This window comes from Sphingomonas melonis (assembly GCF_013409985.1).
GTDB lineage: Bacteria > Pseudomonadota > Alphaproteobacteria > Sphingomonadales > Sphingomonadaceae > Sphingomonas > Sphingomonas melonis_A.
Genome location: NZ_JACCBY010000004.1, coordinates 1 through 15,767, shown reverse-complemented (window position 1 = coordinate 15,767; position 15,767 = coordinate 1). Strand labels below are relative to the sequence as shown.

At 67.0% G+C, this 15,767-nt stretch carries 14 protein-coding genes and 1 tRNA gene; 7 read left to right on the top strand and 8 right to left on the bottom strand.

Going from position 1 to position 15,767, the window contains the following annotated elements; translation table 11 throughout:
* Window positions 1–60 precede the first annotated feature (60 nt).
* On the top strand, window positions 61–825 hold the full coding sequence (locus HD841_RS13625) for an SDR family oxidoreductase (RefSeq protein ID WP_179509448.1): 765 nt from the start codon (window positions 61–63) through the stop codon (window positions 823–825).
* 30 nt (window positions 826–855) lie between these two features.
* Here HD841_RS13625 and HD841_RS13620 read toward each other — a convergent pair whose 3' ends face one another.
* Together HD841_RS13620 and HD841_RS13615 are read right to left on the bottom strand one after the other, a co-directional pair.
* Window positions 856–1,662: a TrmH family RNA methyltransferase gene (locus tag HD841_RS13620; protein WP_179509447.1), complete on the bottom strand. Its 807-nt coding sequence runs from the start codon at window positions 1,660–1,662 to the stop codon at window positions 856–858.
* A gap of 101 nt (window positions 1,663–1,763) precedes the next feature.
* Window positions 1,764–2,384, bottom strand: coding sequence for an FKBP-type peptidyl-prolyl cis-trans isomerase (locus tag HD841_RS13615; protein WP_179509446.1), 621 nt, complete (start codon window positions 2,382–2,384; stop codon window positions 1,764–1,766).
* Window positions 2,385–2,530: 146 nt separating this feature from the next.
* Between HD841_RS13615 and HD841_RS13610 the strand changes: the two genes are divergently transcribed.
* Window positions 2,531–2,740: a hypothetical protein gene (locus HD841_RS13610; RefSeq protein ID WP_179509445.1), complete on the top strand. Its 210-nt coding sequence runs from the start codon at window positions 2,531–2,533 to the stop codon at window positions 2,738–2,740.
* A gap of 446 nt (window positions 2,741–3,186) precedes the next feature.
* Here HD841_RS13610 and HD841_RS13605 read toward each other — a convergent pair whose 3' ends face one another.
* The 5 genes from HD841_RS13605 to HD841_RS13580 all read right to left on the bottom strand — a co-directional run bounded on the left by HD841_RS13605 (window position 3,187) and on the right by HD841_RS13580 (window position 10,020).
* The gene (locus HD841_RS13605) at window positions 3,187–3,864 is read right to left on the bottom strand and encodes an energy transducer TonB (RefSeq protein WP_179509444.1); all 678 of its coding nucleotides are present in this window, start codon (window positions 3,862–3,864) and stop codon (window positions 3,187–3,189) included.
* 216 nt (window positions 3,865–4,080) lie between these two features.
* Window positions 4,081–4,410, bottom strand: coding sequence for a hypothetical protein (locus tag HD841_RS13600; protein ID WP_179509443.1), 330 nt, complete (start codon window positions 4,408–4,410; stop codon window positions 4,081–4,083).
* Window positions 4,411–5,029: 619 nt separating this feature from the next.
* Complete coding sequence (locus tag HD841_RS13590; protein ID WP_179509441.1) at window positions 5,030–7,714, bottom strand: TonB-dependent receptor; 2,685 nt, start codon at window positions 7,712–7,714, stop codon at window positions 5,030–5,032.
* Window positions 7,715–7,873: 159 nt separating this feature from the next.
* Window positions 7,874–8,959 carry an ABC transporter ATP-binding protein gene (locus tag HD841_RS13585; protein ID WP_179509440.1) on the bottom strand — a complete coding sequence of 362 codons (1,086 nt, stop codon included), beginning with the start codon at window positions 8,957–8,959 and terminating at the stop codon, window positions 7,874–7,876.
* The gene (locus HD841_RS13580; protein ID WP_179509439.1) at window positions 8,956–10,020 is read right to left on the bottom strand and encodes a LacI family DNA-binding transcriptional regulator; all 1,065 of its coding nucleotides are present in this window, start codon (window positions 10,018–10,020) and stop codon (window positions 8,956–8,958) included. The genes HD841_RS13585 and HD841_RS13580 overlap by 4 nt, the downstream gene beginning before the upstream one ends.
* Before the next feature lie 170 nt (window positions 10,021–10,190).
* On the opposite strand from HD841_RS13580, the gene HD841_RS13575 reads away from it, so the two are divergent.
* The 5 genes from HD841_RS13575 to HD841_RS13555 are packed head-to-tail and all read left to right on the top strand — an operon-like array spanning window position 10,191 to window position 15,604.
* Window positions 10,191–11,570, top strand: a complete 1,380-nt coding sequence (locus HD841_RS13575; protein WP_179509438.1) for a hypothetical protein — start codon at window positions 10,191–10,193, stop codon at window positions 11,568–11,570.
* On the top strand, window positions 11,567–12,841 hold the full coding sequence (locus tag HD841_RS13570; protein WP_179509437.1) for an ABC transporter substrate-binding protein: 1,275 nt from the start codon (window positions 11,567–11,569) through the stop codon (window positions 12,839–12,841). Before HD841_RS13575 ends, HD841_RS13570 begins: the two co-directional genes overlap by 4 nt.
* Window positions 12,838–13,719, top strand: coding sequence for a carbohydrate ABC transporter permease (locus tag HD841_RS13565; RefSeq protein ID WP_179509436.1), 882 nt, complete (start codon window positions 12,838–12,840; stop codon window positions 13,717–13,719). The genes HD841_RS13570 and HD841_RS13565 overlap by 4 nt, the downstream gene beginning before the upstream one ends.
* Window positions 13,716–14,573 (top strand): carbohydrate ABC transporter permease, encoded by an 858-nt coding sequence (locus tag HD841_RS13560; RefSeq protein WP_218845561.1) that lies wholly within the window; start codon window positions 13,716–13,718, stop codon window positions 14,571–14,573. The genes HD841_RS13565 and HD841_RS13560 overlap by 4 nt, the downstream gene beginning before the upstream one ends.
* Window positions 14,574–14,620: 47 nt before the next feature.
* Complete coding sequence (locus tag HD841_RS13555; RefSeq protein WP_218845560.1) at window positions 14,621–15,604, top strand: DUF1861 family protein; 984 nt, start codon at window positions 14,621–14,623, stop codon at window positions 15,602–15,604.
* A gap of 68 nt (window positions 15,605–15,672) precedes the next feature.
* Here the strand turns inward: HD841_RS13555 and HD841_RS13550 are convergent.
* A tRNA-Met gene (locus HD841_RS13550) sits at window positions 15,673–15,749 on the bottom strand.
* Window positions 15,750–15,767: the final 18 nt, after the last annotated feature.

Here is a 15,767-nt window from a genome sequence, read left to right as displayed (position 1 = left end):
TTCTTCCCGGTCGAGCGTAGAGCGTTACATCACGGGCTCCAAGCAGGAGCAGCAGATCTCATGACACCACAGGGCAATACCATCCTCATCACCGGCGGCGGCTCGGGGATCGGCGAGGCGCTGGCGCACCGTCTGCACGACGCGGGTAATACCGTGATCGTCGCCGGCCGCCGCCGCGATGCGCTCGATCGGGCGATGGCGGGGCGCGAGCATATGCACGCGATCGAACTCGACGTGGAGAGCGCGGACGGCATCGCCGACTTCGCCCGCCGGTTGCTCGCCGCACATCCCGGCCTCAACGTCCTCATCAACAATGCCGGGATCATGCGTTTCGAGGCGCTGGACCGTTCGCGCGACCTTGCCGACGCCGAGGCGACGATCACCACCAACCTGCTCGGCCCGATCCGGCTGACCAACGCGCTGATCGACCATCTCGTGCAGCAGCGCGATGCCGTGATCGTCAACGTCACCTCCGGCCTCGCATTCGTGCCACTGATCGTGACGCCGACCTACAACGCGACCAAGGCGGCGATCCATTCCTACACCGTCACGCTGCGCGAGGCGTTGAAGGGCAAGGTGGAGGTGATCGAACTCGCACCACCGGGGGTGCAGACGGCGCTTACTCCCGGTCAGGAGAGCCGGCCGGGTTACCAGCCGCTCGAATCCTTCGCCGACGAGGTGATGGCGCTGCTGTCGCAGCAACCGACCCCGCCCGAGATCCTGGTGGAGCGCGTCGGCTTCCTCCGTCGCGCCGAGGCCGAGGGCCGGTTCGACGAAACCTTGCAGCAGCTCAACGCCTTCGCAGCCCGCGAACGCGGCGAATGACCCGACCGGCGCCCCCCGCGGGGCGCCGGCTCAACGCGGCGCGGTGGCGAGATGGTGCAGCACGATCCCCGATGTCGTCGCGACGTTCAGCGAGTCGAACCCTGCCGCCATGGCGATGCACAGGCTCTGCGTGCGATGCAGCAGTTCGGGGGAGAGCCCGGGGCCTTCGGCGCCGAGCAGCACGGCGTTGCGCGCCGCCGGCCGCCAGTCCGCGACCGCGGTGGCGCCGGCGGGGCTCAGCGCGGCAGGCGTGAACTCGTGGCGTTCGAGCAGGGCGACCGCATCGTCGCCGTGCGCCAGCCGGGCCGTGGGGACGAGCAGCGTCGCCCCCACCGACACGCGGATCGCCTTGCGGTAGAGCGGATCGCAGCAATCGGCATCGAGCAGGACCGCCGCCGCGCCGAACGCGGCGGCGTTGCGGAAGATGCCGCCCATATTGTCATGGTTGGCGATGCCGGACAGGAGCAGGACGTTCGCATCGCCGCGGATGCGGGCGAGCAGCGCGTCGCCGTCAAGCGGCGCGGCGCGGCGGCCGATCGCGAGGATGCCGCGATGCACGGCAAAGCCGGCGATCGCGTCGAGGACGGGTTGCGCCGCGATGTAGACGGGCAGGTCGTCGGGAAGCCGCGCCAGCAGCGGACGGAGCCCGTCGACACGCTTTGCGCCGATCAGCAGCGAGAGGAGTCCGTGCAGCGGACTGTCGACCAGCTTCTCGACGACCACCTTGCCCTCCGCGACGAACAGCCCGGCGCGCCCGACCAGGTCGCGCTCGCGAATGTCGCGATAGCTGTCGATCCGCGGATCGGCGGGGTCATGGATGTCGATGAGGCTCGGCATGGATGGGCTGCTCAGATGACCGGGGTACGCGCATCCGGGGCCGATGGATCATCGTGTCCGCCCGGTATCGTCCACGCTGTCGCCCTAACGGACCTTCGCGATCACGGCTGCGGCTGCGCCTGGGGCTGCGACGGTGGCGGTGGCGCTTTCTGCGCGGCGGGCTCGGCGGCTTGCGCGCTGTTCATGCTCTCCACCTCGGCGGCGGTCTTGAAGTCGAGCAATTCGACCTGGAAGACGAGATCGGCATTGGCGGGGATCGGGCCCGACGCCTGCGCGCCATAGCCCATCGCGGCGGGAATGCAGAACCGCGCCACGCCGGATCTGGCCATCGTCTGCAATCCCTGCGAAAAGCCGGGGATCACGCCATTGACCGGCAAGGGCGAGCGCATGCCCTGATCGAATACCGCCCCCGTCGCGGCGAGATAGCCGATATAATTGACCAGCACGACGTCGCTTTGACCCGGCTTGGCGCCGGTGCCGGGGCGCAGCATCGTATAGCCCAGCCCGGACGGCGTCTGCGCCGAGCACAGGCGCTGACCGGCCGGCACCACCGGATTCAGCGGCAACGGGATGATCCCGTTGTTCGGTTTAACGGGGGCCGGCGTCGCGCTGCGCGCCGCCTGCCGGCGCACGGCCGCGCCGCTGGCCGGAAGCGGGGCCGCGAGCACGGGCAGCAGTGCGGCGAGGACAAGGCGGTGCGAGGCACGTGGGAAAAGCGACATGCGCGCGGCTATATGCAAGGCAGGGGGCGGACGCCACTGCCTACGACATGGCCGGTCATCACGCCGCGCGCGAAATCGTCTCATCCGGTTGGACGGCGGGACGCGGTGCATTGACCGCAGCCCGCCTCTCGGACCATCGGGTGTCGATGACGAAGAGCAAGGGACGCACCGGCGCACATGCGCGCGCCAATATCCAGCCAGCGCCGACCGCCACCGAGCTGGAGGCGGCGCGGCGGGAGGCGGCGCAGATCGAAAGCCGCCTCGCCGGTCTGGCCGCCGGCCATCCCTCCGTGAAGATCTGGAAGGCGCGGCTGCGTCTCGCCCAAGCGGTGATCGCGCGCGCGCCGCGGGACTGATCGCCGACCGGCACCGTCCTCCGGCGGGGGCGGGCACGCCCGTTTACGGCGCGTCGGATTCCGTCGCCGGCCGGTATGGGGGCCGGTGAGGAGATGTTCAAAATCATACGCTAAGGATCGGTCCCAAGCGTGTCATTCCGCCCCGAGCCGGGACCGATTAGAGTGCATAGATCGCGTGACGGGTTAGATGACACCGTTCGATGACAATCGAGCCGGACAGTCGCTCCGTCACACATACGCGCGTTTGCGGAGCGTCCCGTTTCTCCATGTCCAACGGGCAGTTTCGGGGAAACGCATCCGGGAACAGGTTTTGGGAAAGCCGGTCGGTCACTACGATCGCGGGCTGTCCCACGCTCCGGCCGTCTCGATGATCGTTCCCAATTGGGAAGGCTGCCGTTCCGCAGTCGCCCAATTGCGGACATACGTCGCGCCTCCAAACTTCGCACTCACCGCCTTGAAGTCGGGAAAGCCGCGACGGGGACGTAGCGGTACCCTGCTGCTGGCGCATTCCCGAGGGCGTGAGGTGGAGCTATCTTCATCTGCTTGCGCAAAAGATCGCAGGCTATCTCATCAAATGCTTTACTCCCGCTGGACGCCTTGATTTCACAGGTGGCCAGAGAGCCAGCGGCATCGAACGACAGAAAGGTCGAGGTCGCCTCCACGTAGCCGTTCGGCAGAGCCGCGACCGGTACAAACACGCGGTTGTCGGGCACCACGCCTGGGGATGGCATGCTCCAGCCGACTGAGGTATGGAAGTTGCCGGCAACTGCGACGCCATGCGGGTCGCGCGCCGGTTCGAAACGCGCCTTCATCAGCCGTCTACAAGTCGCCTCGTCAAGCGCCGAGTGCCCGGCACTTTCAGTAATCTCGCATGACAAGGGGGCGCCATCCGCTGAGACGCTAACGTCGACCGACACGTAGCCCTCCTCGTTGTTTCGCAAAGCTCGTTGTGGGTAGTCCTCGAATCCGATCGGATTGCTGATCATCTTAGGCGGAGCCGCTGATGCGCTTGACGCCTCCTCCGCTTGTATGTCTCCGAAGAGTGCAGACACACTCGCCGCGATAATCGAAGCCGTTTCAAACCATCCCATCGTTCTTACCTCCATCATGCTCGGCACGAGCATGGAAAGGAGTTATGCCGTTTGTCTTGGCAAATGCCAACGCGAGGTGATCGCCGTCCAAGCTTTCAGCGCCGTTACACCTTAGGGTAAGCCGTTTTGGTTCCGGCCTTCACTAAAAGCTGACATCGCCATCTTGATGACAGGTGTCCGCTAACCTATCAGCATCGGCCATTCGCGGCCTGGCGTGGCGCACGACTGCTTACGCCCAACTGCGCACATTTAGGTGATGGGATCGAGAACCTCAAGGATTTTGCCCACCGCCACCAGCTTGCCGCCTTCTTGTATGCGCCACTGCCGACCGGCGCCAATTTCGACCTTAACAGCCGGATAAATCCAGAGGGTCATTTCCGTCTGGATTGTATCGCCCGGCGCGACTTGCTCGCCTTCTGGCAATTCGATCAGACCAATGCACATATCGCGGTCGTCCGGGCCGAAGAAGTTGTGGTTTGGCCTGTATCTACCCCCGCCGGACAGCGATGAGCTTCTTCCGCCCTCTTCCGTGGACAGAAACCGGATGCTTGCTCTCACGCGAACCTGATCGTCTGGCATTCCGGGATTTTGGCGGTAGATCACAAAGGGCGCAAGGTCCGCTTTCCACCACAATCAGACGTCAACATGCGCAGTCGCCATCCCCACAGCGGACGTTCCGCTTCCGCCCAGTTGCAGACATGCAATGCTCGTGCGAGCATCCCTCGATGCGAGCCCTTATCCTAGCCGCCCTGCTAGTGACCGGTTGTTCTCCCGGCGTAACCTTCGATCAGGCCAAGTGGCGGAGTGCTGATCTTACGGGTCGTGGTCGCGCTGATATGCTGCCCGACTTTCTCGCGCGACACGTACTCAAAGGTATGCCGCGTCAACAGGTTGTCGCCCTTCTCGGGCCACCCACAACGACGTACAAGTGGCGCGGAGCGGATATGATTTACGTCCTAGGGAACGATGGTTCGATGTTCGCCATCGACAACGAATGGTTGTTCATAAAGCTGGATCGTCACGGCCGCGTGGCATCGTTCGAGCGCGGGACGGATTGATGTCCAACGGCAGCTAACCACCAAACCCGGTCATTCCCGAAACTCGATCCTGATCGGGCCGGTCGCCGGGCTTAGCGTAGGATTTTGACCATCCTCTCACCGGACCCCGTATCGCACCGACCGGCCTGAGGCATTCCGGCTCAGAAGTTGGCCCGTACGCCCAACGCGAACCGCGGTCCGTACGTCTCGTAGGTGATCGTCCGTTCCTCGAACACGGAATATTGGAAGGTCTTCTCGTTGAACAGGTTCAGGCCCTGCGCGAAGACCGTGACGTGGTCGTTGAGCGCATAGTTGAAGCTCGCGTCCCAGATGCCGTAGGCGGCCACGTCGACCGGCTGGCCGCGATTGCCGGCGAGCGTCTGCTGGTAGGCGTTGCGGTAATTATAGGCCAGGCGCAGCTGGATCGGGCCCTTTTCGTAGAAACCGACGACGTTGTAGGTGGTCGCATCCGGCTTCACGAGGCTGACGTTGGCCTGAAGGCCGAGCCCGTCGAACGGCGCGGGCAGGCCGGTGAAGGTATATTGGCCGGAGAATTCGATGCCGCGATAGGAGCGGCCGCCGATATTCTCGGGCCGGGTGCGACGGAAGTCGAGGCCGAGCACCTGGATCGTGCTGGTCACCGTCTCGCTCAGGTTCGACAGATCCTTCTGGAACGCGGCGACGCTGAAATAGCTCGACCGGTCGAGATACCAGGTCAGCGCCGCGTCATAGTTCCAGCCGATCATCGGCTGGAGGCCGGGATTGCCGTCGGTGATCGCGCGCTCACGCGGTCGCGGGTTGATGTTGCGGATCAGCAGGAGGTCGCTCAACGTCGCGCGCGTCAGCGTCTTGGCGACCGCCGCCTGGAAGACGACGTCCTTGACGACGTCGATCTTGACGTTCGCGCTCGGCAGCAGCTCGGCATAGGAGGCCCTGGCGGTGATCGGCTGCGCCGGTGACAGGTTGACGATCGGGTCCAGGCCCGGCGGGGTGGTGATGCTCAGGATCTCCTGCCCGAACCCGCGCGAGACCACGTTGGTCTTGGTGAAGCGCAGGCCGATGTTGCCCGACCAGGCATGCGTGCCGATGTCGCCGCCGAACGCCGCCTGGACGAAGGTGCCGATCGTGCGCTCCTGCGCCGAGCCGCTGTTGCCGGGCACCAGCACCGCGCCGAAGCCGCCGCCGTTCGCCGCCAGCAGCGCGCGCGTCGCGGCCGGGTTGGCGGTGGCATTGATCGCCGTGTCGCTCAGCAGATACGTCTGCAGGTCGGCGATCGCATAGGCCGGGAAGCCGCCCGGGAACATGCCGACGTCGAACAGGTCGGCGGCGTCCGCCGGCTTGCCGAACACGCTCTGCGGATAGGGCACGCCGGTGAACACGCTCTGGAGCGCGTCGGGCGTCTTGTAGGACGACCGGTCCTTCTTGCGGTCCGAATAGTTCACGCCGACGGTGAGGCCGCGGAAGAGCCCGGCGTCCGCCACATATTTCAGTTGCGAGTTGAGCTGGTAGATCTCGTCCGCGATGCTGACGCCTTCCAGCGTCGAATAGCCGGCGCGCGCGTTCGACGTGTCGAGGATATTGCCGAGCCCGGTATAGACCGGCAGGCCGTCCTTGCTGAGGTTGAACTTGACCGCGGCGGGTGAATAGCTGGGGGTGGCGAGGTTGGACTCGAACCACGCCTGGTTGCCGCCGGTGTCGTCGGTCGCCCGCGACCACGACAGGTCGACGAAGCCGGACAGCTCCGCCATCGGCTTCCATTCGAGGTTGAGGCCCGCCTCATAGGTCGTGGCGAGGCGCGGGCGGACCTGGTTGGTGATGGTCGGCCCCGATCCGATGCCGGTGTAGCTGGTCACCGTGTTGTTCTTGTCGACGGTCGCGGCGGTGACGTCCGCCGGGCTGCCATAGACGAAGAACACCTTGTTATCGTCGTTGACGTCGAGCTTCGAATACAGGCCGTCGAGCGTCAGCTGCAGCGTGTCGCTCGGCTTCCACTGCACCGTCGCCAGGCCAGACAGGCGTTTGCGGCTGGTGCTGTTGACGCCATATTCGACATAGGTCGGGATCGACACGCCGCGGAAGTCGGGGGTGCCGTCCTTGTTGACGTCGAGCGTCTGGTTGGCTTCCCATCCGTCGGTGAAGATGCGGCGCCCCTCGATCTTGCGATCGATGTACGAGATCGCGCCGAGGATGCCGAACCGGCCGTCGGCCAGCGTCGTGCTGAACAGGCCCGACGCCTGCGGCGAGGCCTGGCCGCGCAGCCGGTCGTAATTGCCCTGCGCCGAGACGACGACCTTCGTGCCGTCGAAGTTGAACGGCCGCGCGGTGTACATGTCGACGGTCGAGGCGATGCCGCCCTCGACCTGCGACGCGGTCGGCGTCTTGGACACGTCGACGCGGTTGATCAGCTCGGCGGGCAGGATGTCGAAGCTGAACTCGCGGCCGGCATTCTCGGTGGCGAGGATGCGGCCGTTGTAGAGCGCGGTGCTGAACGCGGGGCCGAGGCCGCGGACGGTGATGAACTGCCCCTCGCCATTGTCGCGCGAGATGGTGACGCCGGGGATGCGCTGGATCGCCTCGGCGATATTCTGGTCGGGCAGCTTGCCGATGTCGTCGGCGACGATGGAATCGACGATATTGGGCGCGGCGCGCTTGATATCGACCGCGCGCTTCAGGCTCTCGCGCAGGCCGGTGACGACGATCTCGCCGCTCTGGCCGTCCTCGGCGGGCACCGCGGCGGCGGGCGCAGGCGCCTGTGCAGGTTCGGCAGGGGCGGGGGCGGGCACAGGGGCAGGGGCCTCGCGCTCCTGCGCCGATGCGGGCATCGTCGCGATCAGAACCGTGGCCATCCCGGCCACGCCAAGCAAACGCATACGCTGTGCGGCCGTCATGCCACCCTCTCCCTGTTGTCCGATGGCGACCGCATCCATTGTTTGAATATAGGTCCTCAACGGATCATTAGGTTTAACGATCAACACAAAGGCGTGCAAGCCGCCAGATCGGCCGGCTCAGCCGCGGATCGCGCGGCCGTCGGCGTCGAACAGCAGGATGCGCCGCGGGTCGGCGTAGAGCGTCAGCCGGTCCGCCACCGACACCGCATGATGCCCGTCGAGCTTCGCGCGGAATTCGCCCGCGCCGGCCAGCGCGCCATAGAGGAAGGTCGAATGGCCCAGCGCCTCCACCGCCTCGACCGTCAGGTCGAGCGCGACGCCGTCCGCACCGCGGTCGAGCCGGACATGTTCGGGCCGGATGCCGATCGTCACCGCGTCGCCGACGCGCACCGCGCCGCCGCATGGCGCGGCAAAGCCCGCCCCCCCGGCGAAGGCGAACGCGGCGCCATCGTCGCTGCGCGCGACGACGCGTGCCGGCAGCAGGTTGATGCGCGGGCTGCCGATGAACCCCGCCGTGAAGGTGTTGGCGGGGGCGTTGTAGATGTCGAGCGGGGTGCCGACCTGCGCGATCCGCCCCTTGTCGAGCACCACCAGCCGGTCGGCGAGCGTCATCGCCTCGACCTGGTCGTGCGTCACATAGATCATCGTGCTGCCCAGCCGCTTGTGCAGCCGCGCGAGTTCGTGCCGCATCCGCACGCGCAGGTCCGCATCCAGGTTCGACAGCGGCTCGTCGAACAGGAAGATCGCGGGGTCGCGCACGATCGCGCGGCCGATCGCGACGCGCTGGCGCTGCCCGCCCGACAGTTGATGCGGCAGCCGGTCGAGCAACGTGTCGAGTTCGAGGATGGCCGCCGCGTGCGCGACCTGTTCGGCGATCCGGTCGCGCGGCACCTTCATGTTGCGCAGGCCGAAGCTCAAATTCTCGCGCACCGTCATATGCGGGTAGAGGGCATAGGACTGGAACACCATCGCCACGCCCCGCGTCGCCGCCGGGGCATGCGTGACATCGCGGTCGCCGATGCGGATCGTGCCCGTCGACACCTCCTCCAGCCCGGCGATCATGCGCAGCACGGTCGACTTGCCGCAGCCCGACGAGCCGACGAGCACGACGAACTCGCCGGCGGCCACCTCCAGGTCGATGCCGCGGATCGTCTCGACGCCGTCGAAGGACTTGCCGAGCGCGCTCAGGACCAATGCCGTCATCGCCCGTCCAACGCCCACGCTTCGGCACTGGTTTCGCCGACGACGAATTCGGCGGCGATGCGGATCTGCGCGCGCGGGTCGGCGCCGGCGCGCAACAGGCATTCGGCGGCGCTGCGCCCCTTGTCGAACGCGTTCTGGCGGACGGTGGTCAGGCGCAGCGCCCCCGGCGCGCCGCCGGCCGGTTCGATCCCGTCGAAGCCGGTGACCGACATCCGGTGCGGCACCGCCAGCCCGCGCGCCGCGCATCCCGCGATCACCCCGCGCGCCAGCCGGTCGGAGAAACAGACCAGCGCGGTCAGGCCCGGGCGGCGCGCCAGCAGGCGCGCGACGGCGGCCCGGCCGCCCGCCTCGCTGTTCGTCGTTTCGCAGACCAGCACGCCGGCCTGCGCGATCCCCGCGGCGTCGAAGCCGTCGCGGCAGCCCATGATCCGTTCGTACACCACATGATTGTCCGCGGAGACCTCGGCATCGAGCGCGAGGATCGCGTCATGCCCCTCCGTGCTGGGGAAGGTGACGATCCCCACATCGACATGGCCCAGCGCCAGCAGGTGCGCGACGACGGCGCGCATCATCGCCCGGTCGTCGGTGAGGACGCTCGCATGGCCCGGTGCATCCTCGGGCGCGGCGAAATCGACCAGCACGGTCGGCAGCCCGCGCGCCAGCGCCTTCCGGATCACCGGATGGCTGCGATAGGGCGCGTTGAAGATATAGCCGTCGACCAGCGCGGTCAGCGTGTCGATCCGGCCGGCGTCCCTGGCATTGAGCGGGATCAGGACGATGTTCGCGCCCGCCTCCTCGCATACCGTCGCGACGCCGCGGAGGAAGGCGATGTCGTGCGGGTCGATGAAGGCGTAGCTCAGCGAGTCATTGAACACGACGCCGATCGCGCCGCAGCGGCCGGTGCGCAGCGAGCGTGCGGCGGGGTGGGGGCCGTCGTAATCCACGGTGCGGGCATGCGCGAAGATGCGCTCGCGCAACGCTGCCGACACCTTGGCGGGATTGTTGTAGGCGTTGGAGACGGAGGTATGCGTCACGCCGAGGTCGGACGCGATCGACTTCAAGGTTGCCCGCTTCGCCCGCACCGTCCCGATCCTCCCCACGGGTCGATCCATTCGGTGGTCGATCCCGCTTTTCAACAGCCTAGCGGGGCCGGTTGACACGCACAACCGCCGCTGTTTAACGTTAAACCAGCCACTTGTTAATCATGGGCCCGAGAGGATGATCGCAGCGGATGGTCGGTGCGCGTGACGCCAGATTGAATGCCGCACGCATGGTGCGGGGCGCGACGCTGCTTCCCCTTCTGCTGTGCTTCGCCTGCGCCACGCCGCGGCCCACCGCCTTCCTCTCCTCGTCCTCGGCGGCGGTCGCCGAGCCACCCGTCGCCGTCAGCCTGCGCCATGTCAATCACCTCTTTGCCGAGGCAACGGTCGGCGGCGAGCAGGTCGGCGTGCTCAACATCTACAGCGAGGCGCCGGACTATCGCTTCGCGATCGAGCCGCGCGAGGGCTATGCCTGTGTCGACGATGTCGCGCGCGCCATGGTGCTGCTCGCCGCGCCGGCGACGCTCGATGCGGCGCGCCTGCGCCAGCTCGACCTGATGACGCGCTTCGTCGTCCGCATGCAGGCGGACAACGGCTATTTCCACAATTTCATCTGGGCCGGCGGGCGTATCAACCGCGAATACCGGACCTCGCGTGCCGAGCTCAACTGGTGGTCGCTACGCGCCTTGTGGGGGCTGGAGGCGGCGCTGCGGCGGCTGCCCGCGGATGGCCCCACCGCCGCCCGCGCCCGCGCCGCGGCCGACCGGCTCGTCGCCAGGCTGGAGGTGGACCTGCCCGCGCAACCCGCCGACCCGACGATGACCGGCGACAGCACCGCGCCGATCTGGCTGCCGTTCGGCTCCGGCGCCGACGCGGGATCGACCGCGATGCTCGGCCTGATCGCGCATTACCAGCGCACCGGCGCCGCCGGGACGCGCACGCTGATCGAGAAACTCGGCGAGGGACTGATGCGGATGCAGGCGGGGGACGCCACGCGCTTCCCCTATGGCGCCTATCGCAGCTGGCGCAACGTCTGGCACGGCTGGGGCAATGCACAGGCCTATGCGCTGCTGCGCGCCGGTGCGCTGCTCGACCGGCCCGACTTCACCGCCAGCGCGCTGCGCGAGGTCGACCATTTCTATCCCTATCTGCTCGAACACGGCATGCTCTCCAGCTTCTCGCTCGACCCGAAGGGGGGCGGGGAGGAGCATCCCGGCACGACCGGGGGCGAGGACGTGAAGCGCGGCACGGACGGGGGCAGGGGAGGGCGGTTCGATCCGGCCTGGGGCGTCCACTTCCCGCAGATCGCCTATGGGCTCAGCCCGATGGTCCTCGCCGCGATGGAGGCGTATCGCGTCACCGGCAAGCCGCATTATCGCGCCACCGCGCGCCGCCTGTTCGCCTGGTTCTCGGGCAGCAACGTCGCCGGGCAGCCGCTCTACGATCCGGTCAGCGGCCGCGTGTTCGACGGCATCGCCGACCCGGCCACCGTGAACGCCAATTCGGGGGCTGAATCGACCGTGGAGGGCCTGCTCGCGCTGACCGCGCTCAACGGGACGCCATTGCCATGATCGCGCGGCGCGGCGTGCTGCGGCTCGGCGCCGGCGGCCTTGCGTTGCTCGCCGGATGTTCGTCCGGGCGCAACGAGAAGCGGACCGACCGCATCCGCCTGTGGGTCGCGCCCAACGATGCGGAGGAGGGGTTCTGGACGATCGCCGTGGCACGGTGGAATGCGCTCGGCCGCGGCCTGCCGGTCAGCTTCACGACCATCCCCACCGCGGGCAGTTCCGAAGATACCGTCCTGTCCGCGCTGGTCGCCGGGACCGAGCCCGATCTGTGCACGAACGTCTTTTCCGGCTTCGCGGTCCAGCTCGCCACGCTCGGGCAGGTCGAGAACCTGGCGGCGATGCCCGGCTATGACGCGCTGATCGCGCGGCGCGACATGGGTGCGGTGCTGGCCGGCTGGACGCAGGACGGCCGGGTCAGCGCCTTGCCGATCTATTCCAGCCCGACGCTGATCTGGTGGCGCAAGGACCTGCTCGAACAGCACGGCTTCGGCGAACCGCCGCGGACCTATGACGACGTCTATGCCTTCGCCGAACGCTATGGCGTCGCGCGCCAGCGTTATGCGATGCAGGTGGTGGCAGGGCGGTCGTGGGCGGACCGCTGGTTCGACTTCATCTCCTTTTATTATGCCGCCTCGGGCGGGCGGCCGTATCTCCAGGGCGCGCATGCGCTGTACGACAATGCGGCGGGGTTGCAGGCGGCGGGCTTCATGGACCGCATGTTCCGCCGCGGCTGGACCGCGATGGACTTCGACGCGGAGGAACCGCTCGTCTCGGGGCTCGCCGCCGGGGCAGTGCGCGGGCCATGGGACGTCGAGCGGTTCGCCAAAATCTATCCCGACACGCTGGCGCGGATCGCGGCGGGGCCGATCGTCGCGCGCGACGCCTCCGCCGCGACCTTCTCCGACAGCAAGGGCGTCGTGATCTTCAAGAGCAGCCGCGTCGCGCATGCCGCCTTCGCCTTCCTGTCCTGGGTGTTGGGCGAAGAGGATCTCAATCTGCTCTGGCTGCGGCGGACGGGCCTGTCGCCGGCACGCGGCGACCTGCTCCGCAACCCGCGCTTCGCCGATTATTACCGCGCCAACCCGATCGCGCGCGCCTATGCCGACCATGTCGCCACCGCAAAACCGCCGGCGCTCAGCGAACATACGATCGATATCCAGAAGATCATGACGACGAACCTGGTCGAACCGCTGATGAGCGGACGGATGCCGCCCGCCGCGGCGCTCGCCGACGCGGTCGCGCGGACCGACCGCAGGCTGGCGGTGCAGGCATGAGCCGCCGCGTCCGCTGGTCGCGCGAGGCGGTAATCGGCGCATCGCTGGCGCTGTCCTATCTGGTGTTCGCGGCGATCTTCTGGGCTTATCCGTTCGTCTGGCTCGCCCGCCTGTCGGTGACGCAATGGCGCTTCTTCGACGAACCGGTCTTCACCGGCGCGCGCAACCTGATCGTCACCGTGCAGGACCCGCAATTCCAGCAGGCGATGTGGAACGTGGTGCGTTTCCTCGGCTTCTACCTGCCGCTTGCCTTCGGGGGGGCGCTGGTCGTCGCCTTCGGACTGCGTCACGTCGGGCGGGGCAGGGCGTTCATCGCCTTGTGCTTCCTGCTCTCCAACGTGTCGTCGGGCGTCGCGGTGTCGCTGGTGTTCACCAAGATCTTCAGTTCGACGGGTCCGCTCAACGCGACGATGGCCAGCTGGTTCGGCGTCCGCATCCCGTGGACGAACCATCCGACGCTGGCGATGCTCGCGATCGCGCTGGTCGTCGCGTGGAAGTTCGTCGGCTATTACGGGCTGATCCTCTATTCGGGCCTGCTGGCCATCCCCGGCGAGATCTACGATGCCGCGCGGCTCGATCATGCCCGGCCGCTCACCCGGCTGGTCCGCATCACGCTGCCGATGATCAACCCGCAGCTGATGATGGTGCTGATCTTCGCGATCCTGGTGTCGTTCGGGCTGTTCACCGAACCCTTCCTGATCACCGGCGGCGGTCCCGCCGACAGCACGGTGACGCCGCAGATGATGATCTACGAAACCGCCTTCCGCCGTCTTCAGCCGAGCCATGCGGCGATGATGAGCATCCTCGTCTCGCTCGCCAGCTATCTGCTGATCCTCGCGGCGCGGCGCCTGTTCGAACGAAAGGTCACGCTGGCATGATGACACGCGATCGGATCACACGCCTGCTGCGCTCGCGTACTCCGGGCGGCTGGGCGGCGACGGTCGCCATCTACGCGCTGGCGCTGACCTGGCTCTATCCCTTCGCCTGGATGGTCGCGGCGTCGCTCAAGCCGACCGGGCAGATCTATACCACCGCCTTGTTCGAGGGGGATTTCACCTTCGACAATTTCCGCTTCCTGTTCGCCACCGCCGACAAGCTCCACCGTCCGTTCCTCCAGGCGCTGGGCATTTCCGCGATCGTGACGCTCAGCGTCACCGCCTCGGTGCTGCTCACCTCCGCCTTCATCGCCTTCGCGCTGGCCCGCCTGCGCTTCCCCGGACGCCGATTGTTCGGCGATTTTCTGCTGATTCAGATGGTCATCCCCACGACGTTGTTCATCCTGCCCCTGTTCGTCCTCATCAAACAACTCAGCCTGCTCAATTCCCTCGGCGCGCTGATCTTCCCCGCGATGATGTCGGGCTGGGGCATCTACATGATGTCGCAGTCGTTCAAGGCGATGCCGGAGGAGTTCCTCGACGCCGCGCGGCTCGATCGCGCCAGCCTGTGGCAGATGGTGATGAAGGTCGTCGTGCCGCTCAACGCATCGATCATCGCCATCGTCGCGCTGTTCACCTTCACTGGCACCTGGGACAATTTCCTGTGGCCGCTGATGACCATCTCGGACACCGACCGCATGCCGCTGTCCGTGTTGCTGGCGACGTTCAGCAAGCAATATGGCGGCTATGCCGGCCCGGTGATGGCGGGGGCCGTGCTCCAGACGCTACCGCTCGTCATGCTGTTCATCCTGTTCCGCCGCCACTTCCTCCAGGGTATGGCGTTGACCCTCAAATGACAGCCGCCGCGACGGGCTTTGGCGCCGACCGGCAAGGGGAAGACCACGTGGATCGCAGCACCATCACCCGCGTCAAGACGCTGTACGAGGCGTTCGCCGCCGACCGGGCAGCGACGCCGCCGCGAACCGGCAAGCTCGTCTTCGCCGGCGTCGACGGGCGGGACGTCTACAACATCACCGCGCCGTTCGTCTCCGCGGGCCGCCGGATCATTGCCGGGCGGGTCGAGGCCCGCGACAGCCAGGACTCCATCGCCGTCTTCTTCGAGGAGCGCGACGGCATCTGGCACCCGGTCGACGGCGCGCCGCGCTTCCGGCTGGAAGACCCGTTCGTCACCCACATTTCCGGCGATCTCGTGTTCGGCGGCGTCGAGGTCGGCCATGTCGACGGCACGCTGTTCTGGAGAACGAACTTCTATCGGGGCAGCGACATCCTCACGCTGCGGCCGTGCTTCTCCGGACCGATCGGGATGAAGGACATCCGCCTGTGCGAGCTTGCCGACGGACGGATCGCCGTCTTCACCCGTCCGCGTGGCGCGAAGGGCGGCCGCGGCACGATCGGCTATACCGAGGTCGCGACGCTGGATGCACTGACCATAGAAGCGATCGACGCCGCGCCGATGCTGGAGGACATGTTCCACCCGCTCGATTGGGGCGGAGTGAACGAGGCGCATCTGCTCGAAACGGGAGAGATCGGCCTCATTGCGCACGCCGCTTACTATGTTGACGACATCCTGTACGGCGTACGGCGCTATTATGCCGTGGCGTTCGTCTTCGACCCTGCGACGCGGCAATGGCGCGACTATCGCATCATAGCAGCGCGCGATCAGTTCGCGCCCGGGCCGGCGAAACGGGCCGACCTCGTCGATGTCGTCTTCTCGTCGGGCATCGAATGCCTCGGCTCGGTGACGCGGCTGTACGCGGGGACATCCGACGCGGAAGCGCAATGGGTCGAGATCGCTTATCCATTCGACACGGGGCTGCGGGGGAGGGCCGCTGCGGATGATCTGCTCGACCACCGTGAGCAGGTGTAACGGCGCGCGCAGAAAGCACGTGTGCCACAAACGACAACGCCGCCCTTTGGGGCGGCGGATGTGGTGAATGGTTGCGGGGACAGGATTTGAACCTGTGACCTTCAGGTTATGAGCCTGACGAGCTACCGGGCTGCTCCACCCCGCGACACTTTTGGGCTTTGAG